Here is a 17400-nt window from a genome sequence, read left to right as displayed (position 1 = left end):
CGCTCGCGAAAAACCCGAGCGCACCGCGGGGCGTCAGGTTTCCCGCGTCATCGTTAACGTCCATCGTCGGAACGCCGCCCGGAGCAAGCTCGCTCCTACAAAGTCAATTGTGAAAGAAATCACACAAACCTGACTCCACGGTTTTGTTAAGGTGCAGCTCATTTTAAATGGACTGAGTTTGCGCCCACGGATCGGCATTCTTTTCAAAGAGTTGCTGCACAAGTGCCCGAACCGATTCCCATCAAGGACCACGAAAAAGAAACACGCCTGGTCAACAAGAGACTCATGGCCTGCGCCTTGTTCGTTGCCGCCATTACCTGTGCTCTGGTGGTACGCCTGTACGTCCTGCAGGTCGTCGAATTCGACTATCACTCGACCATCTCCGAAAACAATCGCGTCCATGTCCTGCCGATTACGCCTACCCGCGGATTGATCTATGACCGCAATGGCGTACTCCTCGCTGACAATCGGCCCAGCTTCAACCTGACCATCACCCGCGAGCGCGCCACCGATGTGAAAGCCGAGCTGGACGAAGTGGTCAATCTCCTGCACTTGCCCGCTGAAGATCGCTCGCAGTTCGACAAGGCGATGAAGCAGGCACGTCACCCCTTCGTACCCGTGACGCTGTTCTATGAACTGAGCGAAGAACAGATTGCCGTCCTTGCCGTCAACGAGTTCCGCTTGCCGGGTCTCGAAGTCGAGCCGCAATTCGTTCGACACTATCCGTTGGGCGAGCACTTCGCTCATTCGGTCGGCTACGTCGGGCGTATCAACGAGAAAGAGTCAAAGGCGCTGGATACGGTCGAGTACCGAGGCACCCAATCCATCGGCAAGACCGGGATCGAAAAGTTCTACGAGGCGCAACTGCACGGCCATGTCGGTTATGAGGAGGTCGAAACCAATGCTCAGGGCCGCGTGCTGCGGGTGCTCAAGCACACTGACCCGGTGCCGGGCGAAAACATTGTCCTGAGCCTCGACGTCAAGCTTCAGGAAGCCGCCGAACGAGCCCTGGGCGATCGTCGAGGCTCCGTGGTTGCGCTCGATCCGTCGACCGGTGAAGTGCTGGCCATGGTCAGCAACCCGAGTTTCGATCCCAATCTGTTCGTCACCGGTATCAGCTCCAGGGAATACTCCGCACTACGCGACTCCATCGACCGACCGCTGTTCAACCGTGTGCTGCGTGGGCTCTATGCGCCCGGTTCGACCATCAAGCCGGAAGTGGCAATCGCCGGCCTCGATGCGGGTGTCGTCACGCCACAGACCCGTGTGTTCGACCCCGGTTATTACCAACTGCCGGATTTCGATCACAAGTACCGCAACTGGAACCACAGCGGCGACGGCTGGGTGGATATGGATGCCGCGATCATGCGTTCCAATGACACCTATTTCTATGACCTCGCACACAAGCTGGGGATCGATCGCCTGCACGACTACATGGCGATGTTCGGGCTGGGTGAGAAAGTCTCCCTGGACATGAATGAAGAATCCCCCGGCCTGATGCCATCCCAGGCTTGGAAGCGCGCGACGCGTCGACAGGCCTGGTTTCCTGGCGAGACGGTGATTCTCGGTATCGGCCAAGGCTACATGCAAGTCACGCCGCTGCAATTGGCCCAGGCCACGGCGCTGATTGCCAACAAAGGCGTGTGGAACCGCCCGCACCTGGCCAAGACCGTGGACGGCGTCGCGCCGGTGGATGAGCATCCGATGCCGAACATTCTGCTCAAGGATCCACGCGACTGGGAGCAGGTCAACCATGGCATGCAGATGGTGATGCACGACGCCCGCGGAATTGCCCGGGCTGCAGCCACGGGCGCGCAGTACCGTATTGCCGGCAAGAGTGGTACCGCGCAAGTGGTGGCGATCAAGCAGGGCGAGCGCTACAACCGGGAGAAAACCCGTGAGCGTAACCGCGACAATGCCTTGTTCGTCGGTTTCGCCCCGGCCGAGCACCCGAAGATCGTGATTTCGGTGATGATCGAAAACGGCGAGGCGGGTGGTCGTGTCGCCGGACCGGTCGTAAGAGAGATCATGGACGCCTGGTTACTCGATCAGGACGGGCACCTGAAGCCGCAGTACGCAGCGCCGAGCAAGGCGCAGGGCGATCCTCACGTCTGAGAAAAGCGTCATGCGTAGGCGAGGGCTTTTTCTTCCAGCAGTTCCTCGTACAACGTCGCCCATTTGCGACCCATTTCGTCCGCTGTAAACAGGGTTTGATAACGGGCCTGCGCTTTCTCGCCCATTTGCGCAGCAAGCACCGGGTTTTCCCAAAGCGTGCGCATCGCCTCACGAAACGCCGACGGATTGCTCGGCGGTACCACCAGCCCGGTCTCGTCATGGATGTTGATGTAACTGGTGCCCGTGCCAATCTCACTGGAGATCATCGGTTTGCCATACATAGCGCCTTCAAGCAGCGAAATGCCGAAGGCTTCGGAGCGCAGGTGCGATGGGAACACGATGGCGTAGCTCAATTGCAGCAGCGCTACCTTGTCCTCGTCCCCCAGGCGCCCGAGGAAGTGAACATTGCGCAGACCCAAGGCAGCGGCCTGGGCATGCAGCTCTGCTTCCAGTGGGCCGGCACCGACAATCACTGTCGGGTAATCCAGGTCCTTCAGGGCGTCGAGCAGGATGTGCAAACCTTTGTAGTAGCGCATCACACCCACAAACAGAAAGAACTTGTCGCCAAGCTTTTGCCGCCAGTGAGCCATTCGATCGCTGCCCGGCTGTGGGTAACCTGCCTTGTTCAATCCATAGGGGATCACTTGGGTCTTGTGCTGAAACTGTTGCAGCACATCACTGGTGTGCAGGTAATTGGGCGATGCAGCGACGATCCGATCGGCGCTGTGCAGAAAGCGATTCATGAGTGGCCGGTAAAGTCTGAGTAGGTGTTTCTGGCGGATAATGTCCGAGTGGTACGTCACCACGCTGGGTTTTTTCAGGTCGCTGGCGAAATGCACCAGGTCCATGAACGGCCATGGAAAGTGGTAGTTGACCACGTCGGCCTCGGCCGCCAGCTCGCGAAACTGTTTGAAGACGCTCCAGGAAAACCCTGTGGAGGCGAACTGAATGTCGAGTCTGGCGCGATGGACTTCATGGTGAGCGATCTGCATCGCCGCGGGTGTCGGATCGGCACTGAGTGTCAGCACCTTGCCTTCAACGCCGTGCAGGGCACCGCTTTCGCACAATTGGAAAATCACCTGTTCGATCCCGCCGACCGAGTCAGGCAGGTACGTCTTGAAAAAATGAAGAACTCGCATTCAATCTCCCATAGCCTGGCGGTAAGCGCTGGCCGTGACTTGCGCGCAGCGTTCCCAGGTAAAAAGCCCTGCCTGTAGCAATCCGGCTTCTCGGCATGCCTGCCAATGCACTGGATCCTCGATCAGACGGCTCATTGCATTGCGCAAGCCGTCGGGATCATCAGGTTCAATATAGTTACCCGCAGAGCCTGCCACTTCGGGCATGGCCGAGCGTCGAGTCAGAATGACCGGCGTGCCGCAGGCCATGGCCTCCAGCACCGGCAGGCCAAAACCTTCGTATAACGACGGAAAAATCAATGCCCGGGCGCCGGCCAACAACTGCGCAACGTGCTCGTCAGGCAGATAGCCCAGCAAACAGACATGCCCGCTGGCCAGGGCCTGGTGCAATTCTTCGCTGAACTGCTCGCGCTGCCAGCCGGCCATGCCGACGATCAGCAATGGAAAACGCTGACGGACTGATTCCGGCAATCGTGCGTGGGCGCGTAGGGCGAGGGACAGATTCTTGCGCGGTTCCAGGGTACCGACACAGAGGAAGTATTCCCGCGCTTCGACGCCATGGGTCTTGAGTACGGCGTCGATAGCCTCGGGGGGGCGCGGGTGAAAGCGCGCGGCTACACCCAGCGGTGCAACAACAAACCGCTGCGCCGGTAGCCTGAAATGTGCCTGGGCTTCGTCGGCAATATATTGCGAGTCGGTCAGAATCAGGCTGGCCTGTTGCACGCCGTCGGCCACGCGCCGTTCGATTTCTCGCAAGCGCGCCGGTGGCTGCGTTTGCGGATAGTGCAGGTGTGTCAGGTCATGCAGGGTGATGACTGTCGGGCCGTCGAACGACAGCGGCCACAAACTCGGTTCGTGGTAGAGGTCGATGGCTTGCGCGCGGCCTAGATCGAAGCGTTTCTGTTCCAGCCACCGTCGGGCCTGATAGGCCCCCGGAATCTGCCGCAGCAAGGGTGTCAGTCGGGAATAACCGGGCATGGCCGCTTCAGGCAGCGCAGTGCTCCAGCCCCAGCCATGAAACAGCGCCAGTTCAACATCCGGTTCACCTGCCAGGGCGTTTGCCAGTTCGGCGACGTAGTGGCCGATGCCGGTGCGCGGCGCCTGGAGAATCCGGGCGTTAAGGGCAATGCGCATGTTGCCTCTCTTGTACGAGTGGCACATCCGGGAGATTGCGCAGGGTGCGTTCGGCCAATTGCGCACTGGCTTCGCGCCAGCCGATCCAGCGCCAGTCCGCGATGTCGCGAGTGGCCGGGAACTGGCCGCTGCTCTCGAAACCCATGACCAGATCAGCCAGGCTTTGTGGCTCGGCCAGATCGAAGTACGCCATGAACTCGCCACCGATTTCGCGAAAGACCGCAATGTCGCTGCCCATGGCCGGCAGTCCACGCTGCATGGCCTCTACCAGCGGCAGGCCGAAGCCTTCCACAAAAGATGGAAACACCAGTGAGCTGGCGTGGGTGTAGGCATGTTCGAGGCTGGTGTCGCTCAGGTCGTTGAACATGAACAGTCGTTGGTTCAGTTGCGGGTGATTACGTACCCGGGCCAGCAGTGCATCGCACTTCCAGCCCACTCGCCCGGCAATGCACAGCCGGGCCTTGGAGCCCGCCGCCCAAGCCCGTTCGAAGGCGTCCAGCAGGTAGGCGTGGTTTTTGCGCGGCTCGATGGTACTGACCATCAAAAACACCGGCTCCGGCGTCGCGAACAGCCGGGCAAGGCGCGGTTCCACGGCGGCGGTGACTTCGCTCAGATCGAGTTCGGAGCCCAGGTGGAAATAATCGAACCACAACTCGCTGGCCTTGGCAGGGCCCAGGCGGCGCTGAACCTCTTCACGCACCTGGTCACGCACCGTGGCGGAAATGGCCACGTAGCCATCGGCGGTTTGCGTGATCCAGTCAAACCACTCGTTGAACACCTGCACCAGCCGTGTGTCGTAGAACTGCGGGTGAGTCAGGGGAATCAAATCGTAGACCACTGAAACAATGCCCACGCCTTCACGCTTGAGCTGTTCGGCAAACGGGAAAAAGTCGGTGTGCCAGGACGAATCCAGCAACACCAGTTGATCTCCCGGTTGATGCTGCAACGGTGCGCAACGCTTGGGCAGTTGATACTGGTTGATGCCCTCGATCACACGTAGCGGAAGGCTGAAACAGGTGAGCGCTGTCAGTCGATAAGCCACGTACACCACGCGTCGGGCGAGTCGCGATGTCAGGCGTTGGTCGAGCCGCTGGTGCCATTGCCAGAAACGGTGTGCCAGACGGCCAAGTCGCCCGCCGAACATCATCAACTGATCGAAAAACGGGATGTTCAGCGCGCCGAGTTTCAGTACCCGATAGAGTTTGCCCCTGAGCATTACCACCGGGATGCATTCAACACCGTCGACCGATTCCGGTAGCTGGTTGACGACGTTGCGCACCACCCGCTGAATGCCCGAATTGACCTTGGGGTGTTGGAATACGTGGGTGCATTCCACCAAAAGACGCGTCATGGCGTGCTCCCCGAGGTGACCGGCGCGCTCGAGCGCGTAACGGTGGTCTTTGCAGCCAGCCACGAGCAGCCGACAAAATCTTCCTGCCGGTTGTTGATCACATGGAACACCAACCCGTAATCGCGCCACTCGAAGTTGCGGTCCAGGTGCGAATCCAGGCGTGACAGGCTCAACGCCACGGAATAGTTACCCTTGCCCAATCCCATGACGAAAGCGAAGCGATAGGTCACGCGCTCGCCAGCCTGCAAATCGGTCAGCGCCTGGTCCTGGCGATGGGTGTTGATGCCGTACATGGCCTGGCCCAGGCGATCCTTGATCATGAAGCCCAGTACCAGCCGTTCGATGTCCTGGCGAACCTCGACATTCACCTCCAGCACGACTGGCTGGCCGACTTCGGCGGCGTCGATGGACCGCTCATGTTTGTCGAGCAGACGCACGTTCAGAATCCTGGCTTCACCCGTTCCGGAAATGGTACTGACCTGGCCGCCGGAGAGCATTTCCTGGCGCACGGTCTGTCCTTCACGCGCGGCGAGCAGGGCGTTGTAGTAATCCATGACGGTTTCGGGTGTGTCGTACATGGCCATGTGGCCGTTTTCCAGGAGGATCGCCGAGTCGCAGATCGACTGAATCGCCGAGCGGTCATGGGAGACGATCAACAGCGTGGTACCGGCTTTGCGGAAGCTGCGGATGCGATCGAAACTTTTGTGCTGGAAGTAGGCGTCGCCCACCGACAGGGCTTCGTCGACGATCAGAATATCCGGGCGTCGCGCGGTGGCCACGCTGAACGCCAGGCGCATTTGCATACCGCTGGAGTAGGTGCGCACCGGGTGGTCGATGGCATCGCCAATTTCCGCGAAACGTTCGATTTCCGGCATCAACGCTTCTATCTCTTCGACCTGCATGCCCAGCAGTTGCCCGGCCATGACCGCATTCTGCCGGCCGGTAAAGTCCGCATGAAAACCCATGCCCAATTCCAGCAGGGCGGCGACACGGCCTTCGAGCTCAATGGAACCGCAGGTGGGTTGGGTGGTGCCGGTGATCATCTTCAACAAAGTGCTTTTGCCAGCGCCGTTGACCCCAACGATACCCACCGATTCTCCGGGGGCAATCTGGAAGGTCACGTCCTGTAGCACCCAGTGCTGGCGATGGCGGATCGGCGAGAACGGGACCAGCCATTCAACCAGTCGACTCCAGCGGGTAGGGTATTGTTTATAGGCCTTGCCCAGGCCGGTGACGCGTATGTGCCCCATCAGAGTTCATCCACCATTTCACCGACCCTCTGCCGAAACAGCCGTAGCCCGATGACCAGGAGCAATACGCTGGCGACCATGATCGGCAGCAGTGAACTCCAGACGGGCCATTGGCCGTACAGGAAGATGTTCTGGTAGCTGGTCATCAGGTTGGTCAGGGGGTTGAGTTGCAGCAGGCGCTGCACCCAGTCGGGCAGGATGCTCATCGGGTAAACGATTGGCGTCAGCCAGAACCAGAATTGCAGGCAGATGGCGAAAAATTGCCCGACATCGCGAAAAAACACATTCAGTACGCCAAGAATAATCCCCAGCCCGGCACAGAACATCACCTGTAACGCCAACAGCGGAATGAGCGCCAACAGCGCCAGACCCGGCAGGCGACCGGTGATCAACAGAAAGCCGAGGAACAGGCCGATGATGATTGCGAAGTTGATACCGGCATTCAACAGCACGATCACCGGCAGGCAGATCCGTGGAAAGCTGATTTTTTTCAGCAGATTGGCGTTATCCAGAAACATGTTCTGGCTGCGCACCGTGATTTCTGCGAACAGGCCCCAGGTCAGTAACCCGGCGCAGAGATAGATGCTGTAGGCCATGCCGTCATCCACCCCAGGCAAACGCGCACGCATGATCTGGGAAAAAATCACGGTGTAGACAATGATCATCGACAGCGGATTGAGCACGGTCCACAGGGCACCGAACAACGAATTGCGATAACGCGCCTGAAACTCTCGCTGGACGCTACCGAGGATGAATCCTCGATAGCTGCCCAGCGTGCGGTAAAGGGAAAGCAGCATTCAAACCGTCCTGCCGTATTGATCTTCGAAGCGGACGATGTCGTCCTCTCCCAGATATTCGCCGCTTTGCACTTCGATGATCACCAGGTCGATCACGCCGGGATTCTCCAAGCGATGCTTGTGACCGGCAGCAATGAAGGTCGATTCGTTCTTGGCCACCAGGTGAGTGCCGGTGCCATTGTTGGTGACCTTGGCCATGCCTTCGACCACCACCCAGTGTTCATTGCGATGGTGGTGCATCTGCAACGACAACTTGGCGCCGGGCTTGACCACGATGCGTTTGATCTTGAAGCGCGGACCTTCCTCCAATACGGTGTAGGTGCCCCATGGTCGACTGACCGTACGGTGCAGGCGATAGGCTTCGTGCTCTTTGTCCTTGAGTTGCCTGGCCACCCGCCGCACATCCTGGGCGCGGTCGGCGTGGGCCACCAACACCGCGTCGGCGGTGTCGACGATGATCAGGTTATCCACGCCCACGGTCGCGACCAGGCGGTTTTCGCTCTGGACGAAATTGTTGTGGCTGTCGATGAAAATCGACTCGCCGACGGCGCGGTTGTTCTGTGCATCCGCCGGCACCAGCGCGGCCACCGCACCCCAGGAGCCGATATCGCTCCAGTCGAAACGGGCAGGCACGACAACCACCTTGTCGGAGCGCTCCATCAATGCGTAGTCGATGGAAATGTCCATGATTTCGCCAAACAGGGGCGGTGACAGTTCCTGTTGCACGCTCCCGGCGTTTTCCACGGGAGCACTGGCGGCCATGCAGGTTTGCGTCTGCTCCAGCAAAGCGGGCGCATGGGTTTGCAGTTCGGCCAGCAGGGTGGCGACCGAGAAACAGAACATCCCGGAGTTCCACAGGAAGTTGCCGCTTTCCAGGTAATGAGTCGCGGTTTGCAGGTCGGGCTTTTCGACGAAACGCCGCACGCGGGCAGCGCCTTTTTCATCCAGTGATGTGCCGGCTTCAATGTAGCCGAAGCCGGTTTCCGGAGCGGTCGGCACCACACCGAAGGTCACCAGGTGACCGCCCCTGGCCAATGTCACGGCATGCTCGACCGCGTCCTTCAGTGCCTCGACATTGACGATCAGATGGTCGGCGGGCATGACCAGCATGATCGCGTCGTCGCCATGCAAGGCCTGGAGCGAGAGAGCGGCGGCGGCAATGGCCGGCGCCGTATTGCGCCCCGTCGGCTCCAGCAGGAAGTGACCGCGATGGCGGCCAAGGTGCGCGTCCCGAAAGTGATCCTTGCTCTGGAAGTAGTACTCACGGTTGGTCACCGTGACGATATCGCCCCAGCCGTCGAGCAGGTCCGCGGCACGCCGATAGGTCTTGCCCAGCAGCGACTGGCCGTCAGGCAATGACATGAACGGTTTGGGGTGGCCTTCACGCGACACCGGCCACAACCTTGTCCCGGCACCGCCGGAGAGAATCACGGGAATCAGCATGGCCTACTCCTTGGCAACGCGTTTCATGTCCGCATCCATCATCATGCGGATCAAGGCATCCAGATCGGTTTTTGGCTTCCAGCCCAGCACACGCTGGGCCTTGGCCGGGTTGCCGAGCAACACTTCCACTTCGGCCGGGCGGAAGAACGCCGGGTCGATCTTCACGTAATCGCGGTAGTTCAGGCCCACGTGATCGAAGGCGATCCGACACATCTCGCGCACGGTGGTGGTCACGCCGGTGGCCACCACGAAGTCGTCGGGTTTGTCCTGTTGCAGCATCAGCCACATGGCTTCGACATAGTCACCGGCGAAGCCCCAGTCGCGCTTGGCGTCGATGTTGCCCAGGCGCAGTTCCTGCTGTTTGCCCTGCTTGATCCGGGCGGCGGCGTCGGTGACTTTGCGCGTCACGAACTCGATGCCGCGCAGCGGTGATTCATGGTTGAACAGAATCCCGCTGCTGGCGTGCAGGTTGAAGCTTTCGCGGTAGTTCACGGTGATCCAGTGGCCATACAACTTGGCTACGCCATAAGGGCTGCGCGGATAGAACGGTGTGTTCTCGTCCTGCTGCTCGGCCTGGATCAGGCCGAACATTTCGCTGGTGGACGCCTGGTAGAAACGCGTGTGCGGACTGAACTGACGGATCGCTTCGAGCAGGTGGGTAACGCCCAGGCCGTCGACGATGCCGGTGGTCACCGGCTGGTCCCAGGAAGCCGCGACAAAGCTTTGCGCGGCGAGGTTGTAGACTTCGTCCGGCGCCGACTTGATCACCGCGCGCTGCACTGAACAGGCATCGGCCATGTCGCCGTCCAGGTAGACGATGTCCGCTTCGACCCCCATCTCACGCAGGCGCCAGCGCGAATCGCTGCTGCGACGCGCGACCAGGCCGTGGACTTTGTAACCCTTGTCGAGCAGCAGTTTGGCCAGATACGCGCCATCCTGGCCGGTGATACCCGTGATCAATGCACTTTTAATCATTCTTGTCGTACTCGCTTCTCCCAGTCGGACAGGATCGCCCGCAGGGATTGTTGTGTTGTGATTTCGGACTTCCATCCGGTGATCCGGGTCAGCCTTTCAGGGCTGCCACACACACGGCGCTGATCGGCGCGGCGAAGTCGCGCAGGGTCCTGGACGAGTTGCAGGTCGACCTCGGCAAGATCTGCCAGTTGTCCGATCAAACTGCGAATGCTCTGCTCGCGCCCCGAGCAAATGTTGTAGACCTGCCCCGGCGTACCTTTTTCCAGCAAGGCCAGGTAGGCCGAGACCACGTCCCCGACATCGAGGAAATCGCGCGTGACGTCGATGTCCCCGACTTCCAGTCGTGGCGCTTGCAGGCCTTGTTTGATCCGGCAGATCTGACGGGCGGCGCTGGCGATGACGAAGCTGTCCTTCTGTCCGCTGCCGATGTGGTTGAACGGGCGGGCGACCAGTACGGGCCAGCCTTCGCTCAGTCCCCATTGCAAACTCAGGAACTCTGCCGACAGTTTGCTGACGGCATAGGGATTGCGCGGGCAGGGTGGCTGCAATTCAGTGATGGGCAGATCGGCTTCAGTGACCTGGCCATAGACATCACCGGAGCTGACGTACAGAAACGTGCCGGTGAATCCGCGCGCCTTGAGGGCTTGCAGCAGGTTGAGGGTACCCAGCAGGTTGACATTCAGGGTGTGCGCCGGATCACGAAAGGCGTCCGGGACGAAAGTCTGGCCGGCCAGGTGAATCACCGCATCGGGCATTTGCGGCCACAAGCCTTCGAGACTGTCCGGCGCAGCGAGATCGTAGCGGCAAGGAACAGGTAGAAGCTCCCATTCCGAGGCATCAGCCTGCAAACGCAATTGGATGTGTTGTCCGACGAATCCGGTCAGACCCGTGACAAACAGACATTTTTTCAACAGCGACCCCCGGGTCATACACTCCATCCATTTCCTTGGAAAGGGTCTCACGAATCAACAGGATTGCTCGTAAAGACAGATGAACTGTTTTGTTGTAGTTGTTTGGTCGCCAATCTGTGCCATTTGCTCGGCAATTTCAACAGGTCCCATCGTGACCGGTCAGTTCTCGTCAGCGTAGCCTGATTTATTCTCGTCGGGCGGTTCACGAATCCTCAACGGATGTGGTTAGAATGCCCCTCGTCACGATTATCCGGGGTTCGGCAGCGTCGCTTCGAAACTGCGAGAAACTGACCACTAAAACAAGAACGAAGACGGGCCGGAAGACGATGGACGAGCGCCAGTAAACACTGACTCGAACCGCATCCTCCCCGTCATGGCGTGAGGCTGCCGGGATGGCGGCGTCACCGTGGGATACCATGAATTTTATTCTTTACTCCGACGTCAACGACAGCTCCATCAGCCAGAGTCTCGGCCGTCCCGAGTACAGTTACTACTTCGTGCTCAAGGCGTATCGCCCAGTACTCGAAAGCCTTGGCCGAGTGCATGTGGTGTCCTCCACCGCCGAGGTCGATCCGCTCTACAGACAATTGTTGGCCGCCGGCGAAGACAGTCTGTTCCTGTCGTTTACGCCGCCGCAGAAAACCCCGAACGACCTTGAGTGCCCGACGATCTGCGTGGTGGCCTGGGAGTTTGATTCGATTCCCGATGAACAATGGGATAACGATCCGCGCCAGGACTGGACGCAAATGCTGGCGCGGCAGGGCCGGGTGATCACGCTCTCCAGCCATACCGCCCGGGCGATTCGCCGGAGCATGGGCGAAGACTTTCCGGTGCTGGTGTTGCCAACGCCGTTGTGGGAAAACTTCGCCGACATTCGTAGTCGTCACACCAGCGCCCCGATCAGCGCAGGCTCGACCCTGGACATCAAGGGTTGCATCTTCGATACACGCACACTCGGGCTGAGCGCCGATGCACTGATTCCCGTCGTGCCGACCGCCGAGGAGCTGGCGGCACTCGAGGCCGAGCTGGAGGCATTGAAGCCACCGCCGCTGACGCTCAAGCGCCGCTTTGTGATTGCTCGTCATTACCTGCATATGTGGCGCCTGGACAAAGGTAAATCGCTGCCGATCCCGGTGCATCGCACTCATTTTCTGAGCCAGTGGTATTGGGAAGGGATTCGCGACTTGTTGTCGCAAGCCGCCCATGAGCGTCTCGCCGAGTGGTTGCCGGCCATCGCCGGCCCGCAGACGATTGCAGTGCCCGAGCCAGAACCGCGGCAGTGGCCAGATACCACCGCCCGGGTCGAAACACAGGTTGACGGTGTGGTGTACGTCACCGTGTTCAACCCGCGTGACGGTCGCAAGAACTGGCATCAACTGATCAGCGCATTCTGCTGGGCATTCCGCGAAACGTCTGACGCGACGCTGGTGCTGAAGATTACCCAAAGCGATCTGTCGTCTTACCACGACGAACTGATGACGTTGCTCGCGCAGCTTTCGCCTTTCGCCTGTCGGGTGGTGGTCATGCACGGCTATCTGGACGACCCGCAATACGCCCGGCTGTACGAAGCCGCCAGTTACTACGTCAATGCCTCGCGCTGCGAAGGGCTGTGCCTGCCGCTGATGGAGTTCATGGCCAGCGGTAAACCGGTGATTGCCCCGGATCACACGGCCATGGAAGACTACATCGATGAGCGCGTGGCGTTTGTGGTCAAGTCCAGCGAAGAGCTGACCATCTGGCCGCAGGACACTCGCATCATCTACCGCACCCTGCGTTACCGGCCGGATTGGGGGTCGCTGAAAACCGCTTACGAAAACAGCTACCGTCTGGCCAAGGAACAACCGCTGGAGTATCAGCGCATGTCCCTCGCGGCCGTCGAGCGCATGCACGATTACTGCGCTTTCGCCCCGGTGCAGAAACGCATGGCGGATTTCTTCGGGTTGGCGCCACAGGCTTTGCCGACAGCAACCGTGACGGATAACGCCTCATGCTGATCATCATTCATTCGGAAACCAACCAGCACACCATTGCCCAGAACCTTGGCCGCTCGGAGTACAGTTATTACTTCGTGCTCAAGGAGTACCGACCCGTACTGGAGCGGTTGGGGCGAGTGGTCGAAGTCAGCGACCCGCAGGCCGAAGTCGATGCCTTGTACCTGGACTGTTTATCCCGTGGTGAAGCGTGCGTGTTCCTGTCGTTCTCACCGCCTCATCGCACGCCGGTCAATCTCACCTGCCCGACGCTGCCGGTGTTCGCGTGGGAGTTCAGCACCATCCCCAACGAACCCTTTGCCGGTGACCCGCTCAATGACTGGCGCACGGTGTTGCGGGCAGCGGGTGCGGCGATAACACATTCCAGCTACACCGTGAATGCGGTGCACGAAGCGATGGGTGCCGACTTTCCGATCATCGCGGTACCGGCCCCGGTATGGGACCGGTTTTCCGAGCGCGGCGCTCACTTGCAACGTCAGCCCTTGGCCAGTCAGGTGCGGTTGAGGCTCAAGGGGTTGCTGGCAGACAGCCGCGAACTCGACTTGCGAGCCTTTGGCCCCGTGGCAACTCGTGAAGGTGCGGGTATTGATTTCCAGGCTCCGCCAAGTGAACACGAGTTGGTCCTCGATGGCGTGATCTACACCTCGGTGTTCAACCCCGGTGATGGGCGCAAGAATTGGGAAGACATGCTCAGTGCCTTCTGCGTGACGTTTCGCGAGGTGGACGACGCAACGCTGGTGCTCAAATTGACGCACCACGATGCCGAAGAAGCGCTGACTGACATCCTTCACCACTTGTACAAAAACCAGTCGTACCGCTGTCGGGTCGTGTTGATTTACGGCTATCTGGCTGACACCGACTATGAGCAGCTGGTGCAAGCCACGAGTTACGTGGTCAACACTTCCTACGGCGAAGGCCAATGCCTTCCGCTGATGGAGTTCATGTCCTGTGGCAAACCTGCTGTGGCGCCACGGACCACGGCGATGATCGATTATCTGGATGCCGATAATGCATTCCTGATTGACTCCACCGATGAACTGACGGCCTGGCCACATGACCCGCGCAGGGCGTTTCGTACCTTGCGCTACGTCACCGATTGGGCGTCGTTGTGCAGGGCTTACCAATCAAGTTATGACGTGGCCAAGGGTGATCCCGGGCGTTATGCACGGATGTCCGTGCATGCAGTGGCCAGCCTCAAGACGTTCTGCAGCCAGGCCACTGCCGAGCAGCGGCTCGGCGTATTTTTCGAGCGCCTGTTCGAGAACCGTGCTGTGGAAACCCCCGAGGCATGATTCGCGCATTGGTCAGACGTTTCTTTCCAGAGACGAAACCCGAGCTTCGGCCCGCGCCGTTGCCGGTCGAGCAATCCCGTGTGTCGCCAAGAGATGTGGGCTTGCACGATGCGATGCATGACGGCTGGTTTTCGGGTGACAGTGGCGAATTGCTCAAGGGGTTTGCCATCACCGCCGACGACACCCTGCTGGATGTCGGTTGCGGCGAAGGCGTGGCGACGTTGTTCGCCGTCCGCCAGGGCGCTTCGGTGATCTTCACCGACAGTGAATACGACAAGGTGCGCGATCTTGCCCGGCAGGTGGCCGCACAATCAGACAAACCCAACCTGGGGCTGGTCAGCAACAGTTTGCCGCTGCCACTGGCCGAGGGGTGCGCCAGCAAAGTCGTGTGCATGGAAGTGCTCGAGCACATCGATCAGCCAGAACCCTTCATGGCCGAACTGGTGCGCATGGGCCGCCCCGGTGCGCTGTACCTGTTGAGCGTGCCATCCCCGGTGGGCGAGCATTTGCAGAAAGGCATCGCCCCGGCCAGCTACTTTCAATCGCCCAATCACGTGCAGATTTTCAGCCCCGAGCGATTCGCCGCGCTAGTGGAAGACGCGGGCCTGGTCATCGAGCATCGTCAGGCATCCGGTTTTTTCTGGGTCATGGGCATGATTTTCTTCTGGGCCAGTGAACGGGCTGCCGGGCGAGACCTGGGTGGTGCGGTTCGCGACCGGATTCAGGCGCCGTACCCGCCGCTGATGGAGAGCTGGGCGAAAACCTGGCAGGACTTGCTGGCTCAGCCCGACGGGTTGGCGATCAAGCGGATGCTGGATCAGTTCATGCCCAAGAGCCAGGTGATCATTGCCCGCAAACCTCATGTCCAGGAGGGTGAATGAGTAACGAAAAACGGATCATGGACATCGAGTTGCTGCGCGGCATTGCGGTGCTTGGCGTGCTGTTTCATCACTTGCAGGACAGCCTGTTCGCGGCGGTTGTGCCATTGCTGCAGAGCATCACGCTGTACAGTCAGCCGTGGTGGGGCGTGGATCTGTTTTTCGCGATCTCGGGCTTCGTCATTGCCCGTAGCCTGATCCCGGCCTTGCGCCGTTGCACAACGCGTCGGGAGTATTGGCAACAGACACGCAATTTCTGGTTGCGCCGGGCCTTTCGTTTGCTGCCGTCGGCCTGGTTATGGCTGGCGCTGATGTTGCTGGCCTGTGTTTTTCTCAACCGCTCCGGCGCATTCGGCACGCTGCACGCGAACATTCAGGCGACCCTGGCCGGCGTCGCGCAGTACGCCAATTTCCGCTTTGCCGACAGTTTCTATCGCTACGAGTACGGCACCAGTTTCGTGTACTGGAGCCTGTCGCTTGAAGAGCAGTTCTACCTGCTGTTTCCGTTGTTGATCGTGCTGTTTCGCAAACACCTGGTGTGGGCTTTGCTGGCGCTGGTTGCGGTGCAGTTGTTCACCTTGCGCACGCCGATCCTGATGGTGGTGCGCACCGACGCGCTGGCCCTTGGCGTGCTGTTGGCGATGTGGAGTGTGCAGCCTTCGTACCTGCGCTGGGAGCCAACATTCTTGCGTCGTCCATGGGCGGGTGTTGCCGCACTGATCGCGGTGTCGCTGCTGCTCAGTTTCATGGCGACGGATCGTTTCACCTTCACTTCTTACCGGATCGGCGTGATTGCGGTGCTGTGCGCGGTGCTGGTCTGGATCGCGTCCTACAACCGCGATTACCTGTTGCCGCGCGGTGTGTTCAAGAACCTGATGACGTGGGTTGGCAGCCGTTCCTACGGGATCTACTTGATCCATATCCCGGCCTACTTGCTGGTTCGCGAATTCATTTTCCGGTTACAGGCTGTCGGGCTGCCCAGCCCGGCGGGCCATCCGATTCTGATGTTGCTGATGGCTGGCGGCCTGATCGTGCTGCTGAGCGAACTCAACTATCGCTACATCGAAATGCCCATGCGCAACCGCGGCGCCTCGCTGGTCAAACGCCTGGGCGCCTCCCGAACAGCCGCCTCATCCTCTGGAGCCACCTCATGCTGAGCCTTTTGAAGAAACTCACGGCGGGCACGCCCGCGCCTGTGCAGCCAGAGACACCGCCTGCGCCACCCGTGGCGGAGAAGGTCGACCCCTATATGCTCGGCCTGCATGACGCGATGCTCAGCGGCTGGTTCAATCAGCAAACCGGCGAACTGTTCAGCGGATTCCCGGTGACCCCCGAGGACACGTTGCTGGATGTGGGCTGTGGTGACGGCGGCAACGTGCATTTCTGCGGGATGCGCGGGGCAAAGATCATCATTGCCGATATCGATGCGGCCAAGGTCGAGGCAACCCGCCAGCGACTGAGCGATACACCGGCCCGCGATGTCGAATGCCACGTCACCGACTGCAACCCGTTGCCGATTGCCGATGCGACCGCCACGCGGGTGGTATCGACCGAGGTCATCGAGCACGTAGACGATCCAGCCCAGTTCCTCGCTGAACTGGTGCGCGTCGGTAAACCGGGCGCGTTGTATCTGCTGAGCGTCCCGCATCCCAGCTCCGAAGACCTGCAGAAAGATATCGCCGCGGCCGAATATTTCCAGAAGCCCAACCACATCCGCATCATCAGCGAAGAGCAGTTCAAGGCCATGGTCAGCGATGCGGGCCTGGAAGTGATCAGCCACAGCCAGTACGGATTCTACTGGTCGATGTGGATGCTGTTGTTCTGGGAAGCCAAGGTCGATTTCAGCAACCCGGACCATCCATTGCTCAACCACTGGGCGGATACCTGGCAGGCGATTCTGGCCTCGCCACGGGGCGCACAGATCAAGCAGGCGCTGGATGCCGTGGTGGCGAAAAGTCAGGTGATCATTGCGCGTAAACCCTGATCTGCCACCTGAGGGAAGGACGGTCTGCAACAGGCCGTCCGTCACCGTCATTCGGTGCCGCCCCGTAGTATCGCATCAAGCCTGATCCGCAATGCCCGCCTGGGCGAGCCCGCGAACTCAAACTGTATTTCCCGCCTGATGCA

General features: G+C 59.9%; 14 protein-coding genes. 6 read left to right on the top strand and 8 right to left on the bottom strand.

The window, feature by feature from the left end; all coding sequences use genetic code 11:
• The first annotated feature begins 222 nt into the window (after nucleotides 1–222).
• Nucleotides 223–2115 carry a penicillin-binding protein 2 gene (mrdA, locus tag PMI31_RS25575; protein WP_008022327.1) on the top strand — a complete coding sequence of 631 codons (1893 nt, stop codon included), beginning with the start codon at nucleotides 223–225 and terminating at the stop codon, nucleotides 2113–2115.
• 8 nt (nucleotides 2116–2123) lie between these two features.
• On the opposite strand, the gene PMI31_RS25570 is transcribed toward mrdA, so the two are convergent.
• From PMI31_RS25570 to PMI31_RS25535, 8 genes are read right to left on the bottom strand one after another with little or no spacing between them, the layout of a single operon-like run.
• Complete coding sequence (locus tag PMI31_RS25570) at nucleotides 2124–3254, bottom strand: glycosyltransferase family 4 protein (RefSeq protein ID WP_008022325.1); 1131 nt, start codon at nucleotides 3252–3254, stop codon at nucleotides 2124–2126.
• On the bottom strand, nucleotides 3255–4385 hold the full coding sequence (locus PMI31_RS25565) for a glycosyltransferase family 4 protein (RefSeq protein WP_008022323.1): 1131 nt from the start codon (nucleotides 4383–4385) through the stop codon (nucleotides 3255–3257).
• Entirely contained in the window at nucleotides 4369–5736 is a 1368-nt protein-coding gene (locus PMI31_RS25560) for a glycosyltransferase family 4 protein (RefSeq protein ID WP_008022320.1), read from the bottom strand. Before PMI31_RS25560 ends, PMI31_RS25565 begins: the two co-directional genes overlap by 17 nt.
• Entirely contained in the window at nucleotides 5733–6986 is a 1254-nt protein-coding gene (locus PMI31_RS25555) for an ABC transporter ATP-binding protein (protein ID WP_008022318.1), read from the bottom strand. Before PMI31_RS25555 ends, PMI31_RS25560 begins: the two co-directional genes overlap by 4 nt.
• Nucleotides 6986–7783 (bottom strand): ABC transporter permease, encoded by a 798-nt coding sequence (locus PMI31_RS25550; RefSeq protein ID WP_008022316.1) that lies wholly within the window; start codon nucleotides 7781–7783, stop codon nucleotides 6986–6988. The genes PMI31_RS25555 and PMI31_RS25550 overlap by 1 nt, the downstream gene beginning before the upstream one ends.
• The gene (locus PMI31_RS25545; protein WP_008022314.1) at nucleotides 7784–9226 is read right to left on the bottom strand and encodes a mannose-1-phosphate guanylyltransferase/mannose-6-phosphate isomerase; all 1443 of its coding nucleotides are present in this window, start codon (nucleotides 9224–9226) and stop codon (nucleotides 7784–7786) included. It lies immediately after the preceding gene.
• Nucleotides 9227–9229: 3 nt separating this feature from the next.
• Nucleotides 9230–10201, bottom strand: coding sequence for a GDP-mannose 4,6-dehydratase (gmd, locus tag PMI31_RS25540; RefSeq protein WP_008022312.1), 972 nt, complete (start codon nucleotides 10199–10201; stop codon nucleotides 9230–9232).
• On the bottom strand, nucleotides 10198–11112 hold the full coding sequence (locus tag PMI31_RS25535) for a GDP-mannose 4,6-dehydratase (RefSeq protein WP_043302653.1): 915 nt from the start codon (nucleotides 11110–11112) through the stop codon (nucleotides 10198–10200). Before PMI31_RS25535 ends, gmd begins: the two co-directional genes overlap by 4 nt.
• A 416-nt stretch (nucleotides 11113–11528) precedes the next feature.
• On the opposite strand from PMI31_RS25535, the gene PMI31_RS25525 reads away from it, so the two are divergent.
• From PMI31_RS25525 to PMI31_RS25505, 5 genes are read left to right on the top strand one after another with little or no spacing between them, the layout of a single operon-like run.
• Nucleotides 11529–13106, top strand: coding sequence for a glycosyltransferase (locus PMI31_RS25525; protein WP_043302650.1), 1578 nt, complete (start codon nucleotides 11529–11531; stop codon nucleotides 13104–13106).
• Nucleotides 13100–14395 carry a glycosyltransferase gene (locus PMI31_RS25520; RefSeq protein ID WP_008022308.1) on the top strand — a complete coding sequence of 432 codons (1296 nt, stop codon included), beginning with the start codon at nucleotides 13100–13102 and terminating at the stop codon, nucleotides 14393–14395. Before PMI31_RS25525 ends, PMI31_RS25520 begins: the two co-directional genes overlap by 7 nt.
• Entirely contained in the window at nucleotides 14392–15276 is an 885-nt protein-coding gene (locus tag PMI31_RS25515) for a class I SAM-dependent methyltransferase (protein WP_008022307.1), read from the top strand. Before PMI31_RS25520 ends, PMI31_RS25515 begins: the two co-directional genes overlap by 4 nt.
• A complete protein-coding gene (locus tag PMI31_RS25510; RefSeq protein ID WP_008022306.1) occupies nucleotides 15273–16430 on the top strand; it encodes an acyltransferase family protein in 1158 nt (385 codons plus the stop codon). Before PMI31_RS25515 ends, PMI31_RS25510 begins: the two co-directional genes overlap by 4 nt.
• Complete coding sequence (locus PMI31_RS25505) at nucleotides 16424–17257, top strand: class I SAM-dependent methyltransferase (protein WP_008022305.1); 834 nt, start codon at nucleotides 16424–16426, stop codon at nucleotides 17255–17257. The genes PMI31_RS25510 and PMI31_RS25505 overlap by 7 nt, the downstream gene beginning before the upstream one ends.
• Nucleotides 17258–17400: the final 143 nt, after the last annotated feature.

It is taken from the genome of Pseudomonas sp. GM55 (genome assembly GCF_000282395.1).
GTDB lineage: Bacteria > Pseudomonadota > Gammaproteobacteria > Pseudomonadales > Pseudomonadaceae > Aquipseudomonas > Aquipseudomonas fluorescens_CC.
This window is presented reverse-complemented; position numbering and strand designations above follow the sequence as displayed.

Coding starts and splice junctions, on each gene's coding strand:
- PMI31_RS25570 (WP_008022325.1), bottom strand. CDS start 3,254: ATGCGAGTTCTTCATTTTTTCAAGACGTACCTGCCTGACTCGGTCGGC.
- PMI31_RS25565 (WP_008022323.1), bottom strand. CDS start 4,385: ATGCGCATTGCCCTTAACGCCCGGATTCTCCAGGCGCCGCGCACCGGC.
- PMI31_RS25560 (WP_008022320.1), bottom strand. CDS start 5,736: ATGACGCGTCTTTTGGTGGAATGCACCCACGTATTCCAACACCCCAAG.
- PMI31_RS25555 (WP_008022318.1), bottom strand. CDS start 6,986: ATGGGGCACATACGCGTCACCGGCCTGGGCAAGGCCTATAAACAATAC.
- PMI31_RS25550 (WP_008022316.1), bottom strand. CDS start 7,783: ATGCTGCTTTCCCTTTACCGCACGCTGGGCAGCTATCGAGGATTCATC.
- PMI31_RS25545 (WP_008022314.1), bottom strand. CDS start 9,226: ATGCTGATTCCCGTGATTCTCTCCGGCGGTGCCGGGACAAGGTTGTGG.
- gmd (WP_008022312.1), bottom strand. CDS start 10,201: ATGATTAAAAGTGCATTGATCACGGGTATCACCGGCCAGGATGGCGCG.
- PMI31_RS25525 (WP_043302650.1), top strand. CDS start 11,529: ATGAATTTTATTCTTTACTCCGACGTCAACGACAGCTCCATCAGCCAG.
- PMI31_RS25520 (WP_008022308.1), top strand. CDS start 13,100: ATGCTGATCATCATTCATTCGGAAACCAACCAGCACACCATTGCCCAG.
- PMI31_RS25515 (WP_008022307.1), top strand. CDS start 14,392: ATGATTCGCGCATTGGTCAGACGTTTCTTTCCAGAGACGAAACCCGAG.
- PMI31_RS25510 (WP_008022306.1), top strand. CDS start 15,273: ATGAGTAACGAAAAACGGATCATGGACATCGAGTTGCTGCGCGGCATT.
- PMI31_RS25505 (WP_008022305.1), top strand. CDS start 16,424: ATGCTGAGCCTTTTGAAGAAACTCACGGCGGGCACGCCCGCGCCTGTG.